At 67.0% G+C, this 17,099-nt stretch carries 17 protein-coding genes; 8 read left to right on the forward strand and 9 right to left on the reverse strand.

Annotation, left to right across the window (positions count from 1 at the left end; translation table 11 throughout):
• Window position 1: 1 nt before the first annotated feature.
• The gene (locus tag CKW06_RS15750; protein ID WP_024956639.1) at window positions 2-883 is read right to left on the reverse strand and encodes a DUF3298 and DUF4163 domain-containing protein; all 882 of its coding nucleotides are present in this window, start codon (window positions 881-883) and stop codon (window positions 2-4) included.
• Between the two features lie 37 nt (window positions 884-920).
• Entirely contained in the window at window positions 921-1,223 is a 303-nt protein-coding gene (locus CKW06_RS15755; protein ID WP_005410305.1) for a GNAT family N-acetyltransferase, read from the reverse strand.
• A gap of 209 nt (window positions 1,224-1,432) precedes the next feature.
• Here CKW06_RS15755 and CKW06_RS23745 point away from each other — a divergent pair, with 209 nt between their 5' ends.
• Window positions 1,433-1,594, forward strand: a complete 162-nt coding sequence (locus CKW06_RS23745) for a hypothetical protein (RefSeq protein ID WP_005413966.1) — start codon at window positions 1,433-1,435, stop codon at window positions 1,592-1,594.
• Between the two features lie 55 nt (window positions 1,595-1,649).
• Here the strand turns inward: CKW06_RS23745 and CKW06_RS15765 are convergent, their stop codons facing one another.
• Window positions 1,650-2,276 (reverse strand): rhomboid family intramembrane serine protease, encoded by a 627-nt coding sequence (locus CKW06_RS15765; RefSeq protein ID WP_005410307.1) that lies wholly within the window; start codon window positions 2,274-2,276, stop codon window positions 1,650-1,652.
• Between the two features lie 7 nt (window positions 2,277-2,283).
• Complete coding sequence (locus CKW06_RS15770) at window positions 2,284-3,849, reverse strand: POT-type proton-dependent oligopeptide transporter (protein WP_024956638.1); 1,566 nt, start codon at window positions 3,847-3,849, stop codon at window positions 2,284-2,286.
• Window positions 3,850-4,012: 163 nt separating this feature from the next.
• Here CKW06_RS15770 and CKW06_RS15775 point away from each other — a divergent pair, with 163 nt between their 5' ends.
• Window positions 4,013-4,861: an endonuclease/exonuclease/phosphatase family protein gene (locus tag CKW06_RS15775; protein WP_024956637.1), complete on the forward strand. Its 849-nt coding sequence runs from the start codon at window positions 4,013-4,015 to the stop codon at window positions 4,859-4,861.
• Between the two features lie 118 nt (window positions 4,862-4,979).
• On the opposite strand, the gene CKW06_RS15780 is transcribed toward CKW06_RS15775, so the two are convergent.
• The gene (locus CKW06_RS15780) at window positions 4,980-5,591 is read right to left on the reverse strand and encodes a superoxide dismutase (protein WP_005410310.1); all 612 of its coding nucleotides are present in this window, start codon (window positions 5,589-5,591) and stop codon (window positions 4,980-4,982) included.
• Between the two features lie 221 nt (window positions 5,592-5,812).
• Between CKW06_RS15780 and CKW06_RS15785 the strand changes: the two genes are divergently transcribed.
• Together CKW06_RS15785 and CKW06_RS15790 are read left to right on the forward strand one after the other, a co-directional pair.
• Window positions 5,813-6,265, forward strand: a complete 453-nt coding sequence (locus tag CKW06_RS15785) for a guanyl-specific ribonuclease (protein ID WP_005410311.1) — start codon at window positions 5,813-5,815, stop codon at window positions 6,263-6,265.
• On the forward strand, window positions 6,265-6,678 hold the full coding sequence (locus tag CKW06_RS15790) for a barstar family protein (protein WP_005410312.1): 414 nt from the start codon (window positions 6,265-6,267) through the stop codon (window positions 6,676-6,678). Before CKW06_RS15785 ends, CKW06_RS15790 begins: the two co-directional genes overlap by 1 nt.
• A gap of 102 nt (window positions 6,679-6,780) precedes the next feature.
• Here CKW06_RS15790 and CKW06_RS15795 read toward each other — a convergent pair whose 3' ends face one another.
• The gene (locus tag CKW06_RS15795; RefSeq protein ID WP_024956636.1) at window positions 6,781-8,547 is read right to left on the reverse strand and encodes a hypothetical protein; all 1,767 of its coding nucleotides are present in this window, start codon (window positions 8,545-8,547) and stop codon (window positions 6,781-6,783) included.
• A gap of 10 nt (window positions 8,548-8,557) precedes the next feature.
• A complete protein-coding gene (locus tag CKW06_RS15800) occupies window positions 8,558-9,157 on the reverse strand; it encodes an NfuA family Fe-S biogenesis protein (protein WP_005410314.1) in 600 nt (199 codons plus the stop codon).
• Between the two features lie 90 nt (window positions 9,158-9,247).
• Here CKW06_RS15800 and CKW06_RS15805 point away from each other — a divergent pair, with 90 nt between their 5' ends.
• The 3 genes from CKW06_RS15805 to zupT all read left to right on the forward strand — a co-directional run bounded on the left by CKW06_RS15805 (window position 9,248) and on the right by zupT (window position 10,919).
• Entirely contained in the window at window positions 9,248-9,598 is a 351-nt protein-coding gene (locus CKW06_RS15805; RefSeq protein WP_005410315.1) for a 4a-hydroxytetrahydrobiopterin dehydratase, read from the forward strand.
• A complete protein-coding gene (locus tag CKW06_RS15810) occupies window positions 9,595-10,011 on the forward strand; it encodes an energy transducer TonB (RefSeq protein WP_024956635.1) in 417 nt (138 codons plus the stop codon). Before CKW06_RS15805 ends, CKW06_RS15810 begins: the two co-directional genes overlap by 4 nt.
• Before the next feature lie 98 nt (window positions 10,012-10,109).
• Window positions 10,110-10,919 (forward strand): zinc transporter ZupT, encoded by an 810-nt coding sequence (zupT, locus tag CKW06_RS15815; RefSeq protein WP_024956634.1) that lies wholly within the window; start codon window positions 10,110-10,112, stop codon window positions 10,917-10,919.
• Window positions 10,920-11,329: 410 nt separating this feature from the next.
• Here the strand turns inward: zupT and CKW06_RS15820 are convergent, their stop codons facing one another.
• Window positions 11,330-12,304: an RluA family pseudouridine synthase gene (locus CKW06_RS15820; RefSeq protein ID WP_012480803.1), complete on the reverse strand. Its 975-nt coding sequence runs from the start codon at window positions 12,302-12,304 to the stop codon at window positions 11,330-11,332.
• 407 nt (window positions 12,305-12,711) lie between these two features.
• On the opposite strand from CKW06_RS15820, the gene CKW06_RS15825 reads away from it, so the two are divergent.
• Window positions 12,712-15,999 (forward strand): Rne/Rng family ribonuclease, encoded by a 3,288-nt coding sequence (locus tag CKW06_RS15825; protein ID WP_024956633.1) that lies wholly within the window; start codon window positions 12,712-12,714, stop codon window positions 15,997-15,999.
• A 214-nt stretch (window positions 16,000-16,213) separates the two neighbouring features.
• Here CKW06_RS15825 and CKW06_RS15830 read toward each other — a convergent pair whose 3' ends face one another.
• The gene (locus CKW06_RS15830; protein WP_024956632.1) at window positions 16,214-17,098 is read right to left on the reverse strand and encodes an endonuclease/exonuclease/phosphatase family protein; all 885 of its coding nucleotides are present in this window, start codon (window positions 17,096-17,098) and stop codon (window positions 16,214-16,216) included.
• Window position 17,099 lies beyond the last annotated feature (1 nt).

The following is a 17,099-nucleotide window of genomic DNA, read 5'->3' on the forward strand; positions in this document are numbered from 1 at the left end:
GTCAACCGCGTGCGAACAGCTCCACGTAGTCCTTGGCCACGTGCGGCAACAGCACCGCCGCCGGTACGTCGGCGGTCTGGGTGCCGTCCGAGTATGGACCCACCTGGTACGGCGGGAAAACAAAGCGCAGCGCGGTGATCTGCCCCTTGTCGTTGGTCAGCGGCTGGAACTGGCTGAAATTGTCGGCCTGGGGGCCAGTACCGTCGGCGATCATGCGCGATGCGTTACGCAGCGATTCCTGCAGCTGGGCCGGGTCCATGTCCTCGCCACTGAGGCGGGTGGCCACGCGTTCGCGCAGCTGGTCGGCGACGAAATCACTGATCGCCTTCCAGCCCTTGGCATCGGCCACCAGCTTGTCGGCACTGAGCATCTGCTGCTGCGCCGGCAGCCATACGAAACGCGCCACCAGCGGCTCGCCGTGGGCGCCACCGGTATAGCGGCTGCCATCGGCACTGACCACCACCAGCTGCGGCGTTTCCAGCAGCTTTTCGAAGCTCAGCGACAGTTCGTAGGGCATGGTCGGCTTGTCATTGCCGAGCCCGTCCAGTGCCTGCTGCAGGTCGCTGCGTGCGCTGGTTGCGTAGTTCTGCAGCGCGCGCGCCAGGCCCGGGTAGCGATCGATGCCGGCCGGGTAGCTGATGCCCACCACTTCGCGCTCGTTGTTCTCGATCACGTCGCGCAGGTCCAGCGGCGCTTCCGTGGCCGGCGTTTCACCTGCGGCAGTGGCCTCGGCGGCGGGGGCCGCGTCGGTCGCCGGTGCCTGCTCGCTTTCACGCTGGCAACCGGCCAGCAACAGCACGCCCACCACGCCGGCCAGCACGCTGCCGTGCAATGGCCGGTTGTTTCCAATCTTCATCGGGATCCCCTGTTCATGTTTGTACATCATCGCCTGCCATGGCTGAAGCGTGGCCCGCTGGCATTCAGCCAGCGAGCAGGTCGTGGTACTCCTCGTGCCGCTGCAGGAAGGCCTCGGCGTAGGAACATGCCGGCACCACCTTGTACTTCTGCTCGCGGGCAAAGCGCAGTGCCACGCGGGTCAGCTCACCTGCGATGCCACGGCCGGCAATCGGCTCGGGTACCTCGGTGTGGGTGATGACCATGCGCCTGCGTTTGATCTGGTAATCGAGCACCGCCAGCTGTCCGCGCACACGGGCGGTGAAGCGATGGTTGGCCAGGTCGTGTTCGACCTCATAGGCCAGACCGGGGGGCGTGACCGAAGCCATGGAACTGTCTCCTGCGGCGACTGCGTGGATGGTGCGCAGCCGGGCGCCATGATCGCGTGAAGCCTGAACAGGGGCAAGTCCAATCCATTCACGTCAGTTTTCGACCCTCAAGCTGGAGCGAGGACGGCCGCTATCGCCTGTGGAGGGGTACGGCCATGCTGGCACGGCCCTTGCGACCGTTGATCATGCGCACCACCGCGGAGGCTCCGATGCACCCCAGCGATTCCCATTCCGACACCGACCGCGCCCTGCTGGAGGGCCTGCTGCAGCTGGCGGTGGAAGGGCAGACCGAAGATCAGGATTTCCAGCGCATCGGCGAAGAGGTATTCGCCCGCCTGCTGGACACCTACGGCCAGCAGACCCGCGCCTGACCAGGAGCGGGTCCCTGCCCCAGGGGGCGGATCCAGTGGATCCGACCCCGGCCCCTCAACCGCCGCCGAGGCGGAAGGTCGGGTTGGAAAGCTCGCGCAGGAAGTGGGTGAAGATGCTCGGCTGCATGGCCAGCATGAAGATCACACCGAACGCCGCGCCCGCCAGGTGGGCGCTGTGGTTGATGCGATCACCACCGCGCTTGTCCATCCAGATGCTGTAGCCCACGTAGAACGCGGCATAGACAATGGCCGGTGCCGGGATGAAGAACACCAGGATGATCGACCACGGCTTGATCAGGATGAAGGCGAACAACACCGCCGACACCGCTCCGGACGCGCCCAGGCTGAGGTAGTTCGGGTTCTTCTGGTTCTTCAGGTAGCTGGGCAGGATCGAGACCAGCAGCGCACCGATGTAGAACGCCGGGTAGGTCAGGTAGCTGCCGGTCAGCTGCACCATCACGCTCTCGATGAATCCCCCGAAGAAGAACAGGGTGATCATGTTGAAGATCAGGTGCGACCAGTCGGCGTGGATGAAGCCATAGGTCACCAGCCGGTCGTACTGGCGGTGACGGTCGATGGCCGGCGGCCACAGGATCAGGCGGTCGGCCAGCTTGCGGTTGTTGAACGCCATCCACGACAGGAGGGCGGTGATGGCGATCAACAGCAGATTGACGGGGGTCATGTCAGGCTCAGGCGCTACGGTAGTTGTCGACCATACGATAGCGTTTCGCGTACCAGCCGAAGGCCAACGCCGCAACGAAGGCGAAACCGGCGAAGAAGAACATCAGGAATGCCGCCTCGCTCAGGCCCGTACTGGCGATCTTGTGGGTCACCGCATCGTTGCGCACGGCAGCGTTGGACAGCAGCACCCACAGGTTGCCGATGGTGGTGGTCAGGTTCCAGAAGCTCATCACCACGCCCTTCATCGCCTGCGGCGCCTGGCTGTAGGCGAACTCCAGGCCGGTGGCCGAGACCAGCACCTCACCGAAGGTCAGCAGCGCATACGGCAGCATCTGCCAGAAAATCGACATGGCATTGCCACCATCCATCACCACCTGGATGCCGCCGACCACGATCCAGGCCAGGCCGCTGAAGGCGATGCCGGCGGTCATGCGGCGCAGTGCGGTCGGCTCGAAGCCGAAGCGGCGCAGGGCCGGGTAAAGCACCAGGTTGTTGAACGGAATCAGGATCATCACCAGCAGCGGATTCAGCGCCTGCATCTGCGAGGCGGTGAACCAGCTCGGCATCTGCATCTGCTGGCCCTGCAGGACCCAGGTCGAGGCCTTCTGGTCGAACAGCGAGAAGAACGGCGTGGTCAGCGCGAAGATCACCAGCACGCGCAGCACGGAGCGCACACCTTCCACGGCTTCGGTCGGGTGCAGGCCACGGGCGCGATCGAGCTGCAGCCAGGTGCCACCGCCAATACCGGCCAGGATCGACACCAGCGCCAGGCACAGGCAGATGACGATGCCCAGCGAGCCAACCAGGCCGAACGAGGCCACTGCCAGCACCAGGCCGAGCACGGCGATCACCAGGCCCGGACGGCCCTGGCCGGCCACGCGCGTGGTCAGTGCGGTACGCACCACGTTGGCGAACGAATGCGGGTCCTTCGGCGGCAGCGGTACCAGCACGTAGCGCTTGCGACCCAGCCAGAACACGAAAGTGGCGATGAACATCAGGATGCCCGGGATGCCGAACGCCCACTGCGGGCCCCAGTTCTTCAGCACCAGCGGGATCAGCAGCGAGGCGAACAGCGAGCCGAAGTTGATGATCCAGTAGAAGGCGTCGAAAACGATCTTGGCCAGGTGCTTGTTGCTCTGGTCGAACTGGTCGCCCATGAACGAGGCCACCAGCGGCTTGATGCCACCGGCACCCAGCGCGATCAGGCCCAGGCCGAGGAAGAAGCCCTCGCGGCTGTTCTCGAACAGCGCCAGGCACAGATGGCCGGCACAGTAGACCAGGCTGAACCAGAGAATGGTGTGGTACTTGCCGAAGAACCTGTCGGCCAGCCAGCCTCCGAGCAGCGGGAAGAAATACACGCCGATCATGAAGCTGTGCATGATGTCCTTGGCTTCACCGGCACGGCCTTCCGCAGTGATTTCCTGCAGCAGCAGCGAGGTGATCAGGAACTGCACCAGGATGTTGCGCATCCCGTAGAAACTGAACCGCTCGCAGGCCTCATTGCCGATGATGTACGGGATCTGGCGCGGCATCTTTCCCTGGCCGGCGATGGGGGCAACTGCGTCGTGGCTCATCCTGTAAGGCAATCCTGCAAAGCGAAAGGCGCAAGGTTACCGGAAGCGGGGCTTGCGAAGCACGCTGCAGGGCTGCATGACAACGGTGCCAATCCGTGGCAGGCAACGTCACTACATGCCGGAAGTCACGGCACCTGCACGACAAAAGCGTAAACTTATCGTTATGCGCCCCCTCGCCCACGCCCGTCTCCTGCTCAGCTGTCTCGTGCTGCTGCTGGCGTTGCAGGCACAGGCGCGGCCGCAGGCACCGGCCGCCGCCAGCGGTGAGGCCGAGCCCCGGCAGCTGACCGTGGCCGCGCTGGAATTGCCCAGCCGCGATGATGCGCAGTGGAAGCAGCGCCGCGAACAGGTGGCGCACCTGCTCACCGAGCTGCAGCCGGACGTGATCTCCGTACAGCAGGTGCTGCAGCAGCGGGGCCGCAATCCGGCCTGCTGGCTGGCCAGCCGGCTGCGCTACAGCTGCGACTTCGTTACCGCCGATCCGCCCAGCCAGCCGTTGCGGCACGGCAACGCGATGCTGACCCGGCTGCCGGTCAGCGAGGATGGCGTGACCCTGCTGCACCCACCCGGCACCTTCAGCGCCGCCGGCATGATGCGGCTGAAGCTGGGCCAGGCGCTGGTCAACATCTATGTGGCACGGCTGCGCCCGGACCCGGACGAGGCCACTGCCCGCCAGCACCAGACCAGCGACCTGATGACCTGGATCGGCGCCACCGCCGAGGGCATGCCCAGCCTGATCGCAGGTGATTTCTCGGCAACCACCGTCGAGCTCGTGCGCAGTACCCCGGGGTTCCAGCCGGCCCGGCGCAATCCGGGCGGCCGCCCCGAGCCGCCGGCGGCCAGCGGCGGTGGCGCCAGTGGTCATGGCCTGGACGTGCTGTTCCAGGTCAAGCACTTCGGCGGCATCCGCCAGCAGCCGATCCTGCTGCCGGCCGACGGTGACCTGCCGGGCCTGCGTCTGGGCGTAATGGCCACCCTGCGCCTGCAGGGCGATACGGCCACGGCCGAATAGGTAGTGCCGGCCGCTGGCCGGCATTCCAGGGCTGCCGGCCAGCGGCCGGCACTACCAATGCGGAAAACAAAAAGGCCGGGGTCTCCCCCGGCCTTTTCATTTCATCCAGCCAACGAGATCAGGCAATCGCTTCCTGGTAACGGCGCTCGACTTCGTTCCAGTCGATGACGTTGAAGAACGCGCCGATGTACTCCGGGCGGCGGTTCTGGTACTTCAGGTAGTACGCGTGTTCCCACACGTCCAGGCCGAGGATGGGAGTGTTGCCTTCCATCAGCGGGCTGTCCTGGTTGCCGGTGCTCTCGACCACCACCTTCTTGTCCGGAGTCACGCTCAGCCAGGCCCAGCCGCTGCCGAAACGGGTCAGCGCTGCCTTGGTGAAGGCGTCCTTGAACTTGTCGAAGCCGCCCAGGTCCTTGTCGATGGCCTTGGCCACGTCGCCCACCGGGTTGCCGCCCGCGTTCGGTGCCATCACGGTCCAGAACAGCGAGTGGTTGGCATGGCCGCCACCGTTGTTGCGCACCGGACCCTGCAGGTTCTCCGGCAGCGACTTGAGCTTCTTCACCAGTTCTTCGACCGGCAGGTCAGCGTACTCGGTGCCTTCCAGCGCCGCGTTGACGTTGTTGATGTAGGTCTGGTGATGCTTGGTGTGATGGATTTCCATCGTCGCCGCATCGATATGCGGTTCCAGCGCGTCGTAGGCGTAGGACAGCTTGGGCAGGGTATAGGCCATGATGCATCTCCTGATTGCGAGGGCACCCGACGGTGTCGGGCGTTGCGCGGTGAATGATGGGGACAGACCACCAGATTACCAAGGGGGATGTAAAGGAAATTGCGTCCTGCCGGTGAGCACGACGGCAATTGTTACGCAGCGGTGACGCGGCGCCGTCCTCATGCACCGTGCAGCGCGCAGGCGCTACAGTGCGAGCACCACCCTCGCCCGCTTCCTTGCCCATGCGCAACCCCCGGCTGCTGATCACCGCCATCGCCCTGCTGCTGCTCGGCCTGGTCGTCAACCATTTCATGCAGCGCCCGCCGGCGCCGCAGTTCGCGCCGGACCTGCAGGGTGCGACTGCCGCGCGCGCACCGGCCACGGCCACGCCCGGCAAGGGCAACGGTCTGCCCGCCTTCCTGCCCGCCGAAGCCCTGCAGACGATTGCGCTGATCCAGCGCGGCGGGCCGTTCCCGCACCGCCAGGATGGCAGCACCTTCGGTAACCGCGAACAGCAGCTGCCGCAGCGTCCGCGCGGTTACTACCGCGAATACACCGTGGACACCCCCGGCGCGCGCACCCGTGGCACGCGCCGCATCGTCACCGGCGGCGATCCGCCGGAGGCGTGGTACTACACCGACGACCACTACGAATCGTTCCGCAGCTTCACCGTACCGGCCCAAGGAGCGCAGTGATGAGCCACGACGATTTCGGCCTCGGCCTGCATGACATCAACAATGCCGGCGTCTACGCCATCGACAGCGACGACATCGGCGCACTGGCCGCAGCGATGCGCGATGCCGGCCTGAAGGTGATCCGCATCGACCTGGAAGGCGTCGCCGACAAACGCACCCTGCTCGCCCGGCTGGCGGCGCAGCTGGATTTCCCGGCTGGCTTCGGCGGCAACTGGGATGCACTGTCGGACAACCTGCGTGATCTGCAATGGCTGCCGGCCGACGGTTACGCGCTGTTCCTGGCCGACGTGGATACGTTGCGCGCCTCCACACAGAAGGATTTCGACACGTTGCTGGACGTGATGGACGAAGCCAGCCGCGACTGGGTCGGCCGCGACGTGCCGTTCTGGGTGTTCCTGTCGCAGAGCGCGTAGGGCAATGCCCTGGTAGAGGCCGACCTTGGTCGGCGTTCCTGTGCCAACCAAGGTTGGCACCTACCCAAACGCGAGCCGGCCAGGGCGTGGCGCGCCCCTCGCCTACCGGCTCCCGTTATCTTCCTGCAGCTCTTTCTTGAACGGAATGTCCGGCGGCGGCCGTGCCACCGCCGGCTGGTCCTGCATGTTCGGATTGGTGAGGCCGCAGCCGCCACCCGCCTGCAGGATCGAGATCACGCAGGAGATCTTCGTACCGGTGCCCGGCAACGGAATCTCCATCGACTTGATGCCCTTGCGCACCCAGTCGGCCAGCAGTGATTCCTGCGGCACCCAGTACTTGTCGAACGAGGTCGGCGTGTAATCGTACGGCGGTCGCTTCAACCAGGTGCCAGACTGCGCGATGCGCTCCTTGCTCCAGCCATCGTTGGCGCCACCAGGGGCACCACGTTCGGCGTGACCGCCACCTTCCTGCCCCGGCACGCGCACGCTGCCGTCGGCATTGAACAGGCCATTGTCCTTGCCTGCGGCACTGGCCTGGCTTGCGCCCCTGCTGGCGCCGTCGTGGTTGCGGCTCGACGCGCCCCAGTCGTCGCCCTTGGCAGGCGTAGCCCAGTTGCCCGGGTTGGGAGCCGGACGCGCGCCGGCCTGGGCCGGTGTCGTGCTGGAGGCGGATGGCCGTGGCGTGCTGCTGTTGGCCTGGGTTGCAGTGCTACTGGCCGCAGACGCCGGCGTTGCCGTTGGCGCGCTGCCACTGGACGTTGAAGGCGCCGCCGCGGGTGCCGACGCAACTTCGCGCTCGCGCACCTGCAGGTCACGGCCTGCCGGCGCACGCACGGTCGGCTCGCGCCCGGCCACAGCAGCCATCCGTACCTGCGGATCGACCACGGCCTGCACTTCGCGCTCGCGCACCTGCACATCGCGCTGCGGCACACGGACCTGTACATCGGCCGTGCGCAGCGGCTGCGATATCGCCGGTGCATCGACCGTACTGATTTCACGCTCCTGCACCGGGATGTCACGCAGCTGCGGCGTCCGCACCGCGATCTCCGGCGCACGCAGTGCGGCCGGGGCCGGCGGCGCCTGTACCGGCTGCACGCTGCGCTCGCGCACCGTCGGTACCGTGTCGCGCGGCACGATGCTGATCTCCGTGCGCGGCACGCTGACAGGTGGCACCACGAAATCCGCACTGGCCTCGGCTACTTCGGTGGCCTGCACCGGAGACGGCGGCGGTGCCGCGACCGGCGCCGGCTCGGATTCGGCGGGCGGCGGCGGCACGCTGGCCACTGCAGCCGGAGCGGGTGCGGACGCAGCTGCCGACGCGGACGCCGGACGCGGCTCAGGCGCCGTTGCGGCCCCTGCGTTCTGGCCAGCTGCAACCTGGCCCGGCGGTGCAGCGGCCGCCGCTTCCGCACCTGGCTGATCGCCACCGCCCTCCTGGGTAGCGCGACCGACGAACTCCACCTGCACGCGCTCGCCCTCGGCGCCTTGTTCTTCCGGTGCCGAGGTGCGGATCACTGCCACCCATAGCAGCAGCACGAAGAACAGCAGATGCAGCAGCGCACTGGCCAAGGCCGAGACCCAACGCATCCAGCGCTGGTCGCGCGGCGCAGCATCCCAGTCCTGCCAGAACAGACGGCGCAACGCTTGCAAGGGTGACAACCGGGGCAACTGCCCGGGTGGCCCCGGCAGCGGACGCGGCAGCAGCACCGCGATCAACTCGCTGGCGTGCAGCGGCCTCGGCAACGGACCGAGCGAGCGCAGCCACAGCGCCCAGCCATACGGCAGGCGCGTGGTTTTCTCGAGGACGGCCCTGGGCTGCTGGCGGGCCAGCAGCAGGTCGATGAACTGCTCGGCCCGGGTCAGAGGCACGCGTCAGCGATCAGGCGGCGTTGCCGCGAGGGATATACGGCGCGTGGCCACTGTCGTGGTCGGTCGCGTCGCGCACGGCGGTCACGCCCGGCACGCGGCCCATCAGGGTCTTTTCAATGCCCTGCTTGAGGGTCACGTCGGCCATGCCGCAACCCTGGCAACCGCCACCGAAGCGCAGCAGCACCACGCCTTCGGCCGAAACTTCCTGCACGGCCACCTTGCCGCCATGCGAGGCCAGCTGCGGATTGATTTCGTTTTCCACCACCCAGTGCACGCGCTCGACCAGCGAGGCGGCATCGCCGGGCGCTTCGCCCTTGATGCGCGGTGCCTTGATGGTCAGCTGCTGGGTACCGGCACTGCCGGCGACGATGTCGATCTCGGCGCCATCGAGCCAACCGACGCTGCCAGCATCAACATAGAGCGTGAAACCGTCGCAGTCCACCGCCCACTCGTCGCCGAGCAGGTCGGTCGGTTCGGCGAACTCCAGCCGGGCGTCGGCGCGCGGGGTGCCGGGATCGACCGCGCTCAAGCGCACACCCATGCCGGGCACGCCCTCGCGTTCGATCAGCTTGCGGAAATGGGTCTGGGCAGTGTCGGAGATCTGGATCATCAGGCTATTCTAGCCAAGTAAGCGTCAGCCGCTCATTCGATTTATACACCGTCCGGCGCATTGTTCAGTCAACACGAGGTGGAGATTCCCATGGCCGACCTGATTCCACTGGCCCAGGCCCGTTGCGTGCCGCGCAAAGGCAGCGACCACAAGCTCGGTGAAGCCCGCCTGGCCGAACTGCTGCCGCAGATTCCCGGCTGGGAGCTGAGCGAGGGCGGACAGGCCCTGACGCGCACCTTCCGCTTCAAGGATTACTACGCCACCATGGCCTTCGTGAACGCGCTGGCCTGGATTGCCCACCGCGAGGACCACCATCCGGACCTGGGCGTGCACTACGACCGCGCTGTGGTGCGCTTTTCCACCCACGACGTGGGCGGCCTGAGCGAGAACGACTTCATCTGCGCTGCGAAGACTTCGGCCCTGACGGAGCAACTGCCATGAACGTACGCTTGCTGAGCCTGTCCCTGATTGCTGCGACCGGCCTGGCCGGTTGTGGCCCGTCGGAACCGCCGGCACCACCGCCGCCGCCGCCGACCGAAGTGGCCGCGGTGAAGACGCCGCCACCGCAGTACCCGCTTGAACTGGCCTGCATGGGCGTAGGCGGCACCAGCACCTTCAAGGTGACCATCGGCACCGACGGCAAGCCAAGCGAGGTCGCCCTGTTGACCGGCGCCGGCAACCCGCAGCTGGACGAACTGGCCAAAACGGCCGTTCAGGGCTGGCAGTTCAAGGCCGCCACCCGCAAGGGCGCTGCCGTGCCGGCCACCATCCAGGTGCCGGTCAGCTTCAACCCGCCGCAGCCGAAGCCCGATCAGTGCTTCGCCATCGAAGAACGCCTGCGCCGCGGCGGCTGATCGCGCGCGCCCCGACGAGGCCAGCCGACGCCCGCCTCGCCCTCCCCGCCCCGGGCTCATCCGGGGCGGCTGTCTGTTGACCAGGACCGCGTCGGTACATGCTGCAGATTCCCCCCGAAAATGTCTGGATCGCACTGGCGGTCACCCTCGCGGCCGGCCTGGCCACTGCCATCGGCAGCCTGCTGGTGCTGTTCTCGCGCCGCCCCAATCCGCGCCTGCTGGCGTTCGGCCTGGCCTTCGCCGGCGGCGCGATGGTCTACGTGTCGCTATCGGAAATCCTCAACAAGTCCATCGCATCGTTCGCCCTGGCCTATGGCGAGCGCACCGGCTTCACCTACGGCACGTTGGCCTTCCTGGCCGGCGTGATCGTGATCGTGCTGATCGACCACTTCATTCCCAATCCGCATGACAGCCTGGACAAGCAGGACCCTGCGTTCCGCGAAAACAGTCGCGAGTACCTGAAGCGGGTCGCGCTGCTGACCTCGGTGGCGATCACCGCGCACAATTTCCCGGAAGGCCTGGCGACCTTCTTCGCTACGCTGGAAAGCCCGTCGGTGGGCATGCCGCTGGCCTTCGCCATCGCCATCCACAACATTCCCGAGGGCATCGCGATCGCGGTGCCGGTGTACTTCGCCACCCAGAACAAGTTCTATGCGTTCAGCGCCAGCCTGCTGTCGGGACTGGCCGAACCGGTCGGCGCGGCACTTGGCTACTGCCTGCTGTCCGGATCACTGTCGCACGCCACCTTCGGCTGGGTGTTCGGACTGATCGCCGGCGTGATGGTGTTCCTGGCGCTGGACGAGCTGCTGCCGGCAGCCAAGCGCTATGCCAAGGGCCACGAGACGGTATATGGCCTGGTGGCCGGCATGGGCACCCTGGCGATCAGCCTGGTGCTGTTCAAGTGGTGAGGGGTTCCCGGCCAACGGGCTGAGCCCCCTCGCGGCTGGCACGTTCCGCAGTATCGAGAGGTCACGGGCGGGGCCGGCTTGCAGGGACGCCGTGAACCCGTCCATGGGGGCTTGTCCGCGGCATCCATGCCGCAGACACCCCTGCAAGCCGGCCCCGCCCGTGCCCCGTCATTCTTCCGTGCACGCCAGCCGCGCGATGAAAAGATTGAAGAGCGAAGCGCGCGCTGCGTGCGTGAGTCGAGTACGACTCGAGTCTACAAAGGCTGCGTGCGGGTATGGGCCTACGCTGCGGATGTCCGGGTCCGCCTTGTAGCGAGCCGAGCACCGCAGGTCCGGCGAGGGCGAAGAGGCGCGGGTGTCTGAGCGCTGCGAATGGCGCCGACCAAGCGCCCGGCGCCGCCGAACTGCCGTCAGCGCAGGCGATCCAGCGCCTCGACCAGCTCATCGGCCAGCGGCGCGTTCAGCACATACGGGCTCTTGCCATCGTCCAGCGCGAACTCCAGCGAGGCCGCGTGCAGGAACAGACGCTTCAGCCCGATCTGCTCACGAAGCCGCTTGTTGACCGCCGGATCGCCGTATTTGTCGTCGCCGGCCACCGGATGACCCAGGTGCTGGGCATGCACGCGGATCTGGTGGGTACGGCCGGTCTCGATGCGCACTTCGCAATAGGAATGGCCGCCGCGGCGCTCCAGCACCCGGAAGTGGCTGATCGATTCCTTGCCGATCGCGTTGACCTGCACATGGCGCTCGCCGCCCTGGCGCAGGCCGACATGCAGCGGCGCATCGACCGTCATCACCCCGTCGGGCATGCGTCCGGCCAGCAGGGTCAGGTAGCGCTTGCGGATGCCGGCACCGTGGTCTTCACGCAGCAGCGCCTGCAGTTCGCTCAGCGCCGAGCGCTTCTTGGCCACGATCAGCAGGCCCGAGGTGTCTCGATCCAGCCGGTGGACCAGCTCCAGGGTCTGCCCCGGGCGCAGCGCGCGCAGGGTCTCGATGGCGCCGAAGCTGATGCCGCTGCCGCCGTGGCTGGCCACGCCGGTGGGCTTGTTCAGGGCCAGCAGGCGCGCGTCCTCGAACACGATGGCCTGCTCCAGCCGGCGCATGAATGCCTCCGGGGGACCCACCTTGTCTCCCTCTTCGGTGAGACGAACCGGCGGCACGCGCACTTCGTCGCCCGCCTCCAGCTTGCGCTCGGCCTTGGCGCGGCCGCCGTTCACCCGTACCTGGCCACTGCGCACCAGCTTGTAGACCAGGCTGCGCGGGGCGCCCTTCAGCTGGCCGAGCAGGAAGTTGTCCAGGCGCTGGCCGGCGCGGTCGGCGGGAACGGTGATCATGCGCACGGAAGGCTTGTCGCCAGCGGGCTTGGTGGGGTCTTGGGCGGTCATCAGGCTGTTTATTCTGTTACACTCGGGGGGCGAGATAAGGGATTGATTTCGTTGGAAGTTACTCAGGGCCAGAAGCCCAGCTTCCGACGAATCCGGCACAGTGCGCGACCACCGCCCGCGGGGCGGCCATGTTAGCGGCTCACCGGCCTTCCCGGCCATCGCCGGATGCCTGACACGCAACCGTGCTGAACATGTCCCGCGTGGCGCTCCAGCCTGGCTGACAGCTGCCTGCGGCCCTGCAACACCCAAAAACCATAAGAGTGAAGCGCTCCCGCGGCCTGCCGTGGTGTCGTAGCGCTGGAAACCCAAGCCGCCCTCCCCGCGCTTGCGCGAATGGGCGGCGAGCCGTGTCCAGAGGCGAAACCCCATGGCGTTCCGCGCGGTAGCCGCTTGCGAGGAACGCAACAATGAAGCGAATGCTGATCAACGCCACGCAGGCTGAAGAGCTGCGTGTTGCCATCGTGGATGGCCAGTCGTTGTATGACATCGACATCGAACAGCCGTCGAAGGAACAGAAGAAGTCCAACATCTACAAGGGCCGGATCTTCCGCATCGAGCCCTCGCTGGAAGCGGCCTTCGTCGAGTACGGCGGTGGCCGCCATGGCTTCCTGCCGCTGAAGGAAATCTCCCGCGACTACTTCCAGGCCGGTGTCGACCACAACAAGGCCGGCATCCGCGAGCTGCTGAAGGAAGGCCAGGAGATCGTCGTCCAGGTCGACAAGGAAGAGCGTGGCAACAAGGGCGCCGCCCTGACCACGTTCATTTCGCTGGCCGGCCGCTACATGGTGCTGATGCCGAACTCGCCCAGCGCCGGCGGTGTGTCGCGCCGCATCGAGGGCGAAGACCGGGCCGCGCTGAAGGACGCCCTGGACAAGCTGAACATCCCCGACGACATGGGCGTGATCATCCGTACCGCCGGCGTCGGCCGCGATGCGGAAGAGCTGCAGTGGGACCTGGACTACCTGCTCAATGTCTGGCGCGCCATTGCCGAAGCGGCACTGAGCAAGCCCGCCCCGTTCCTGATCTACCAGGAATCGCGCCTGATCGTGCGCGCCCTGCGTGACTACCTGCGCGCCGACATCGGCGAGATCCTGGTGGACACCGAGGAGATGTACGAGCACGCCCGCGAATTCATGCAGCAGGTGATGCCGCAGACCCTGCGCAAGCTCAAGCACTACAAGGACGACATTCCGCTGTTCAACCGCTTCCAGATCGAATCGCAGATCGAAGGCGCCTACGAGCGCAACGTGCGCCTGCCGTCGGGCGGCTCGATCGTGGTCGACCAGACTGAAGCGCTGACCGCCGTCGACGTGAACTCCTCGCGCGCCACCAAGGGCAGCGACATCGAGGACACCGCGTTCCAGACCAACCTGGAAGCGGCCGAGGAAGTGGCCCGCCAGCTGCGCCTGCGTGACCTGGGCGGCCTGGTGGTGATCGACTTCATCGACATGGCCTCCAACAAGCACCAGCGCGAAGTCGAGAACCGCCTCGCCAACGCGCTGAAGTACGACCGCGCGCGCGTGCAGGTGGGCCGCATCTCGCGCTTCGGCCTGCTGGAAATGAGCCGCCAGCGCCTGCGCCCGAGCCTGGGTGAATCCAGCCAGATCGTCTGCCCGCGTTGTGACGGCCACGGCCGCATGCGCAGCGTCGAGTCGCTGTCGCTGTCGATCATCCGCGTGGCTGAAGAGCATGCGATGAAGGATAACACCGGGCAGGTGCTGGTGCAGGCCCCGGTGGAGATCGCCAATTACCTGCTGAACGAGAAGCGCAGCGCCCTGCGCGAGATCGAACAGCGCCACGAGGCGCCGATCGTGATCGTCGCCGACGAGCAGCTGCACACCCCGCACTACACCGTGACCCGCCTGCGCGAGAACGAGCTGGGTGAAGAAAGCAGCAAGCCCAGCTACCAGCGCGGCACCCCGCGCAAGCTGCCGGTGCACGCGCTGACCAAGGGCCAGCTGAACATCCCGCCGCCGGCGGTGACCCAGGTCAAGCACACTTCCCCGGCCCCGGTGCGCGAGGAAGTGGAGCCGGTCGCGGCCGCTCCGGCCCCGGTCGCTGCAGCGCCTGTTGCGCCGGCCCCGGCGGGCGGCGTGATCGGTTGGCTCAAGCGCGTGTTCGGTGGCGAACCGGCGCCCGCGCCGGCACCGGCCGCCCCGGCTGCACGCCAGCAGCAGGACGGCGGTCGCAAGGACCGCAACAAGGATCGCAACAAGGACCGCAAGGACCGTCGCGACGACAATCGTGGCAATGGCAACGCGCAGCAGCAGAAGGACGGCGGCAACCGCAAGGACCGCGGCGAGCAGCGCAAGGACGGCCGCAACGGCAACAATGGCAATGCGCAGCAGCAGCCGCAGCAGGGCAAGCAGAAGGAGCCGCAGCACAAGGATGGCCAGCAGCCGCCGCAGCAGCAGAACAAGCCGCGCAACGAGCAGCAGGGCCAGAACCAGAACCAGCAACCGAAGCTGAAGCAGCCCAAGCAGCCGCGCCCGCAGCAGCAGGACGGTGACAAGCCGGCCGAGAAGCCGCAGCGCAATGCCGCCGAAGCACCTGCCGAAGCCGTGACCGCAGCTGCAGCCGTAGCCGCTACGGCCGTCGCCGCCAATGGGGTGAACGCGCAGGAAGCCACCGCGCCTGTCGCCCCGGTCGCCCCGGTGGAAGCGGCCGCACCGGTCGACACCGCTGCCAATGCGGCCAGTGCGACCGACGTGGTTGCAGTTGCCGGTGAAGAGGCTGCAACCGACGCCAATGGCGAGCAGGCTGGCGAAGGCGCAACCCGCCGTCGCCGTGGCCGTCGTGGTGGCCGTCGTCGTCGCCGCGGTGGCGCCGAAAACGCCGCCGGCAGCGACGCCCTGGGTGATGACCAGGACGAGGGTGATGACGGTGATGACGCCGACGGCGCCGAGCCGAACATCGACAGCACTGCCGGCACTGCGCCGGTCGCGGCTGTGCAGCCCACGCGTTCGCAGCCGGAGTTCGACTTCGATGACGAAGCCGAGCCGGTCGCTGTCGAAGCCGAGAAGCCAGCCCGTGCTGCCGCCGCTGTTGTCGCCGCGCCGGTTGCCGTGGTGAGCAGCGCTGTGGTCGAAGCCGCCGCCCCGGTCGTGGCTGAAGTGCAGGCACCGGTCGAAGCTGCGAAGACCGAAGCGGTGTCCTCGCCGGTGCAGACCAGCATGCTCGATGCCATCGACGCCGCGACCCCGGTCCAGCCGGTCGCCGCTGCCGCACCGGTCGCCAACGCCACTCCGGTGGTGGACGCTGCTGCGCCGGCCATCGAAGCAAAGTCGGTTGTGGCTGAAACGGCCGCGGTGGTTGAAGCCGCTCCGGTGATCGAAGCGAAGCCGGTCGCAGTCGAGGCCGCGCCGGTCGTGGAATCGAAGCCGCAGGTGGTTGAAGCAACCCCGGTGGTTGAAACCAAGCCGGTGGCCAGTGAGAGTGCCCCGGTGGTGGAGGCCGCCCCGGCCGTTGAAGCCACGCCGATCGTCGAGACTGCGCCGATCGTGGAACAGCCGGTCGCTCCGGTGGCGGTCGAAGCCGCACCGATCGAAGCCGCCGCCCCGAGCGCTGATGCGGTGGTGACGCCGTCGATCGATCCGGTCGCCGATGGCCATGCCGACGCTGCAGCCCAGGCTGCAGAAGCCAAGGCTGATGAAGAAGACGACGAGGCCGCCAAGCGCACGCCGCCGGCGAACTGATCGCTCCTTGATAGCGTGAAAACGAACCGGCGGGGATCAATGATCCCCGCCGTTTTTGTTTGTGCTTCGGGCCGAACCGTGCCAACCAAGGTTGGCACCCACCTGATGCACGCACAGCGCACTGGTAGAGGCCAACCTTGGTTGGCGCCGTTGATCGAGTGCACGCGGACACGCCCGTGCCAACCAAGGTTGGCACCTACCCAAGCGTGTCCCGTCAGGGTTTCGGCGCGAACTGCAGGCGGGTCCACACGCCGTAGTGGTCCGAGGCCCAGCGACCGCTGTCGTCGGGCTGGTCGAACAGGATCTTCGCCTCGCGCGCGACCATCTCGTCCTGCTGGAAGAAGATGTGGTCGATCCGCGACGGCGCCTGGTAATAGTGGCGGTTGAGCGTACTGACCCCGGACAGATCGGTGTTGACGTGCACGCTGCCGTAACTGTCGCCGTAGTGGCTGCGCAGCTCGCTCAGATCGCCGGCATCCACCAGTGCATTGAAGTCACCTGCGATCACCACCGGCGCGCCCGCCGACGTCGCGCTGATGAAGCGCAGCAGGTCCTCGACCTGGCTGCGACGGATGCGTTGTCCGCTCTCATCACTGCGCTCGTTCAGATGCGTGGCGTAGACGTTTACCGGCGTGCCATCGACGTCGATGCGCAGGTGGGCCACGGTGCGGTAGTCGTCCAAGGGCTGCAGCAGATGATCCCCCTGGGAAAGGATCGGCCGCCGGGTCAGAAGCGCATTGCCGTAGCGCTTGGGCGCGCCGACCGCATCGGTGGACACGAACACGTACTTGTAGCCAAGTTGGCTGGCCAGCCATTGCGCCTGGTTTCGCACGTTGCGGCGTTGGATCACCTCCTGCAGGGCAACCGCATCCGGCTGCAGGCGCTTGAGTTCGGCCAGGATGGTGCGGCGCCGGCGTGGCCAGTCCTCGCGGTCATGATGCAGATTGAAGGTGACCATGCTCATGCCTGGCGCGGTGGCGACATCAGCCGCTGCCCCGGCGGCTGGATCGGCCGCCATCGCGGCGCCCGGCAGTGCCAATGCAATGGCCAGCCCCAGGGCGCGCACGATCGTGCGCACTCTTGCCCCCTGCTGCTTCATC

This window comes from Stenotrophomonas maltophilia, assembly GCF_900186865.1.
GTDB classification, from domain to species: Bacteria; Pseudomonadota; Gammaproteobacteria; order Xanthomonadales; family Xanthomonadaceae; genus Stenotrophomonas; species Stenotrophomonas maltophilia.

Coding starts and splice junctions, on each gene's coding strand:
- CKW06_RS15750 (WP_024956639.1), bottom strand. CDS start 883: ATGTACAAACATGAACAGGGGATCCCGATGAAGATTGGAAACAACCGG.
- CKW06_RS15755 (WP_005410305.1), bottom strand. CDS start 1,223: ATGGCTTCGGTCACGCCCCCCGGTCTGGCCTATGAGGTCGAACACGAC.
- CKW06_RS23745 (WP_005413966.1), top strand. CDS start 1,433: ATGCACCCCAGCGATTCCCATTCCGACACCGACCGCGCCCTGCTGGAG.
- CKW06_RS15765 (WP_005410307.1), bottom strand. CDS start 2,276: ATGACCCCCGTCAATCTGCTGTTGATCGCCATCACCGCCCTCCTGTCG.
- CKW06_RS15770 (WP_024956638.1), bottom strand. CDS start 3,849: ATGAGCCACGACGCAGTTGCCCCCATCGCCGGCCAGGGAAAGATGCCG.
- CKW06_RS15775 (WP_024956637.1), top strand. CDS start 4,013: ATGCGCCCCCTCGCCCACGCCCGTCTCCTGCTCAGCTGTCTCGTGCTG.
- CKW06_RS15780 (WP_005410310.1), bottom strand. CDS start 5,591: ATGGCCTATACCCTGCCCAAGCTGTCCTACGCCTACGACGCGCTGGAA.
- CKW06_RS15785 (WP_005410311.1), top strand. CDS start 5,813: ATGCGCAACCCCCGGCTGCTGATCACCGCCATCGCCCTGCTGCTGCTC.
- CKW06_RS15790 (WP_005410312.1), top strand. CDS start 6,265: ATGAGCCACGACGATTTCGGCCTCGGCCTGCATGACATCAACAATGCC.
- CKW06_RS15800 (WP_005410314.1), bottom strand. CDS start 9,157: ATGATCCAGATCTCCGACACTGCCCAGACCCATTTCCGCAAGCTGATC.
- CKW06_RS15805 (WP_005410315.1), top strand. CDS start 9,248: ATGGCCGACCTGATTCCACTGGCCCAGGCCCGTTGCGTGCCGCGCAAA.
- CKW06_RS15810 (WP_024956635.1), top strand. CDS start 9,595: ATGAACGTACGCTTGCTGAGCCTGTCCCTGATTGCTGCGACCGGCCTG.
- zupT (WP_024956634.1), top strand. CDS start 10,110: ATGCTGCAGATTCCCCCCGAAAATGTCTGGATCGCACTGGCGGTCACC.
- CKW06_RS15820 (WP_012480803.1), bottom strand. CDS start 12,304: ATGACCGCCCAAGACCCCACCAAGCCCGCTGGCGACAAGCCTTCCGTG.
- CKW06_RS15825 (WP_024956633.1), top strand. CDS start 12,712: ATGAAGCGAATGCTGATCAACGCCACGCAGGCTGAAGAGCTGCGTGTT.
- CKW06_RS15830 (WP_024956632.1), bottom strand. CDS start 17,098: ATGAAGCAGCAGGGGGCAAGAGTGCGCACGATCGTGCGCGCCCTGGGG.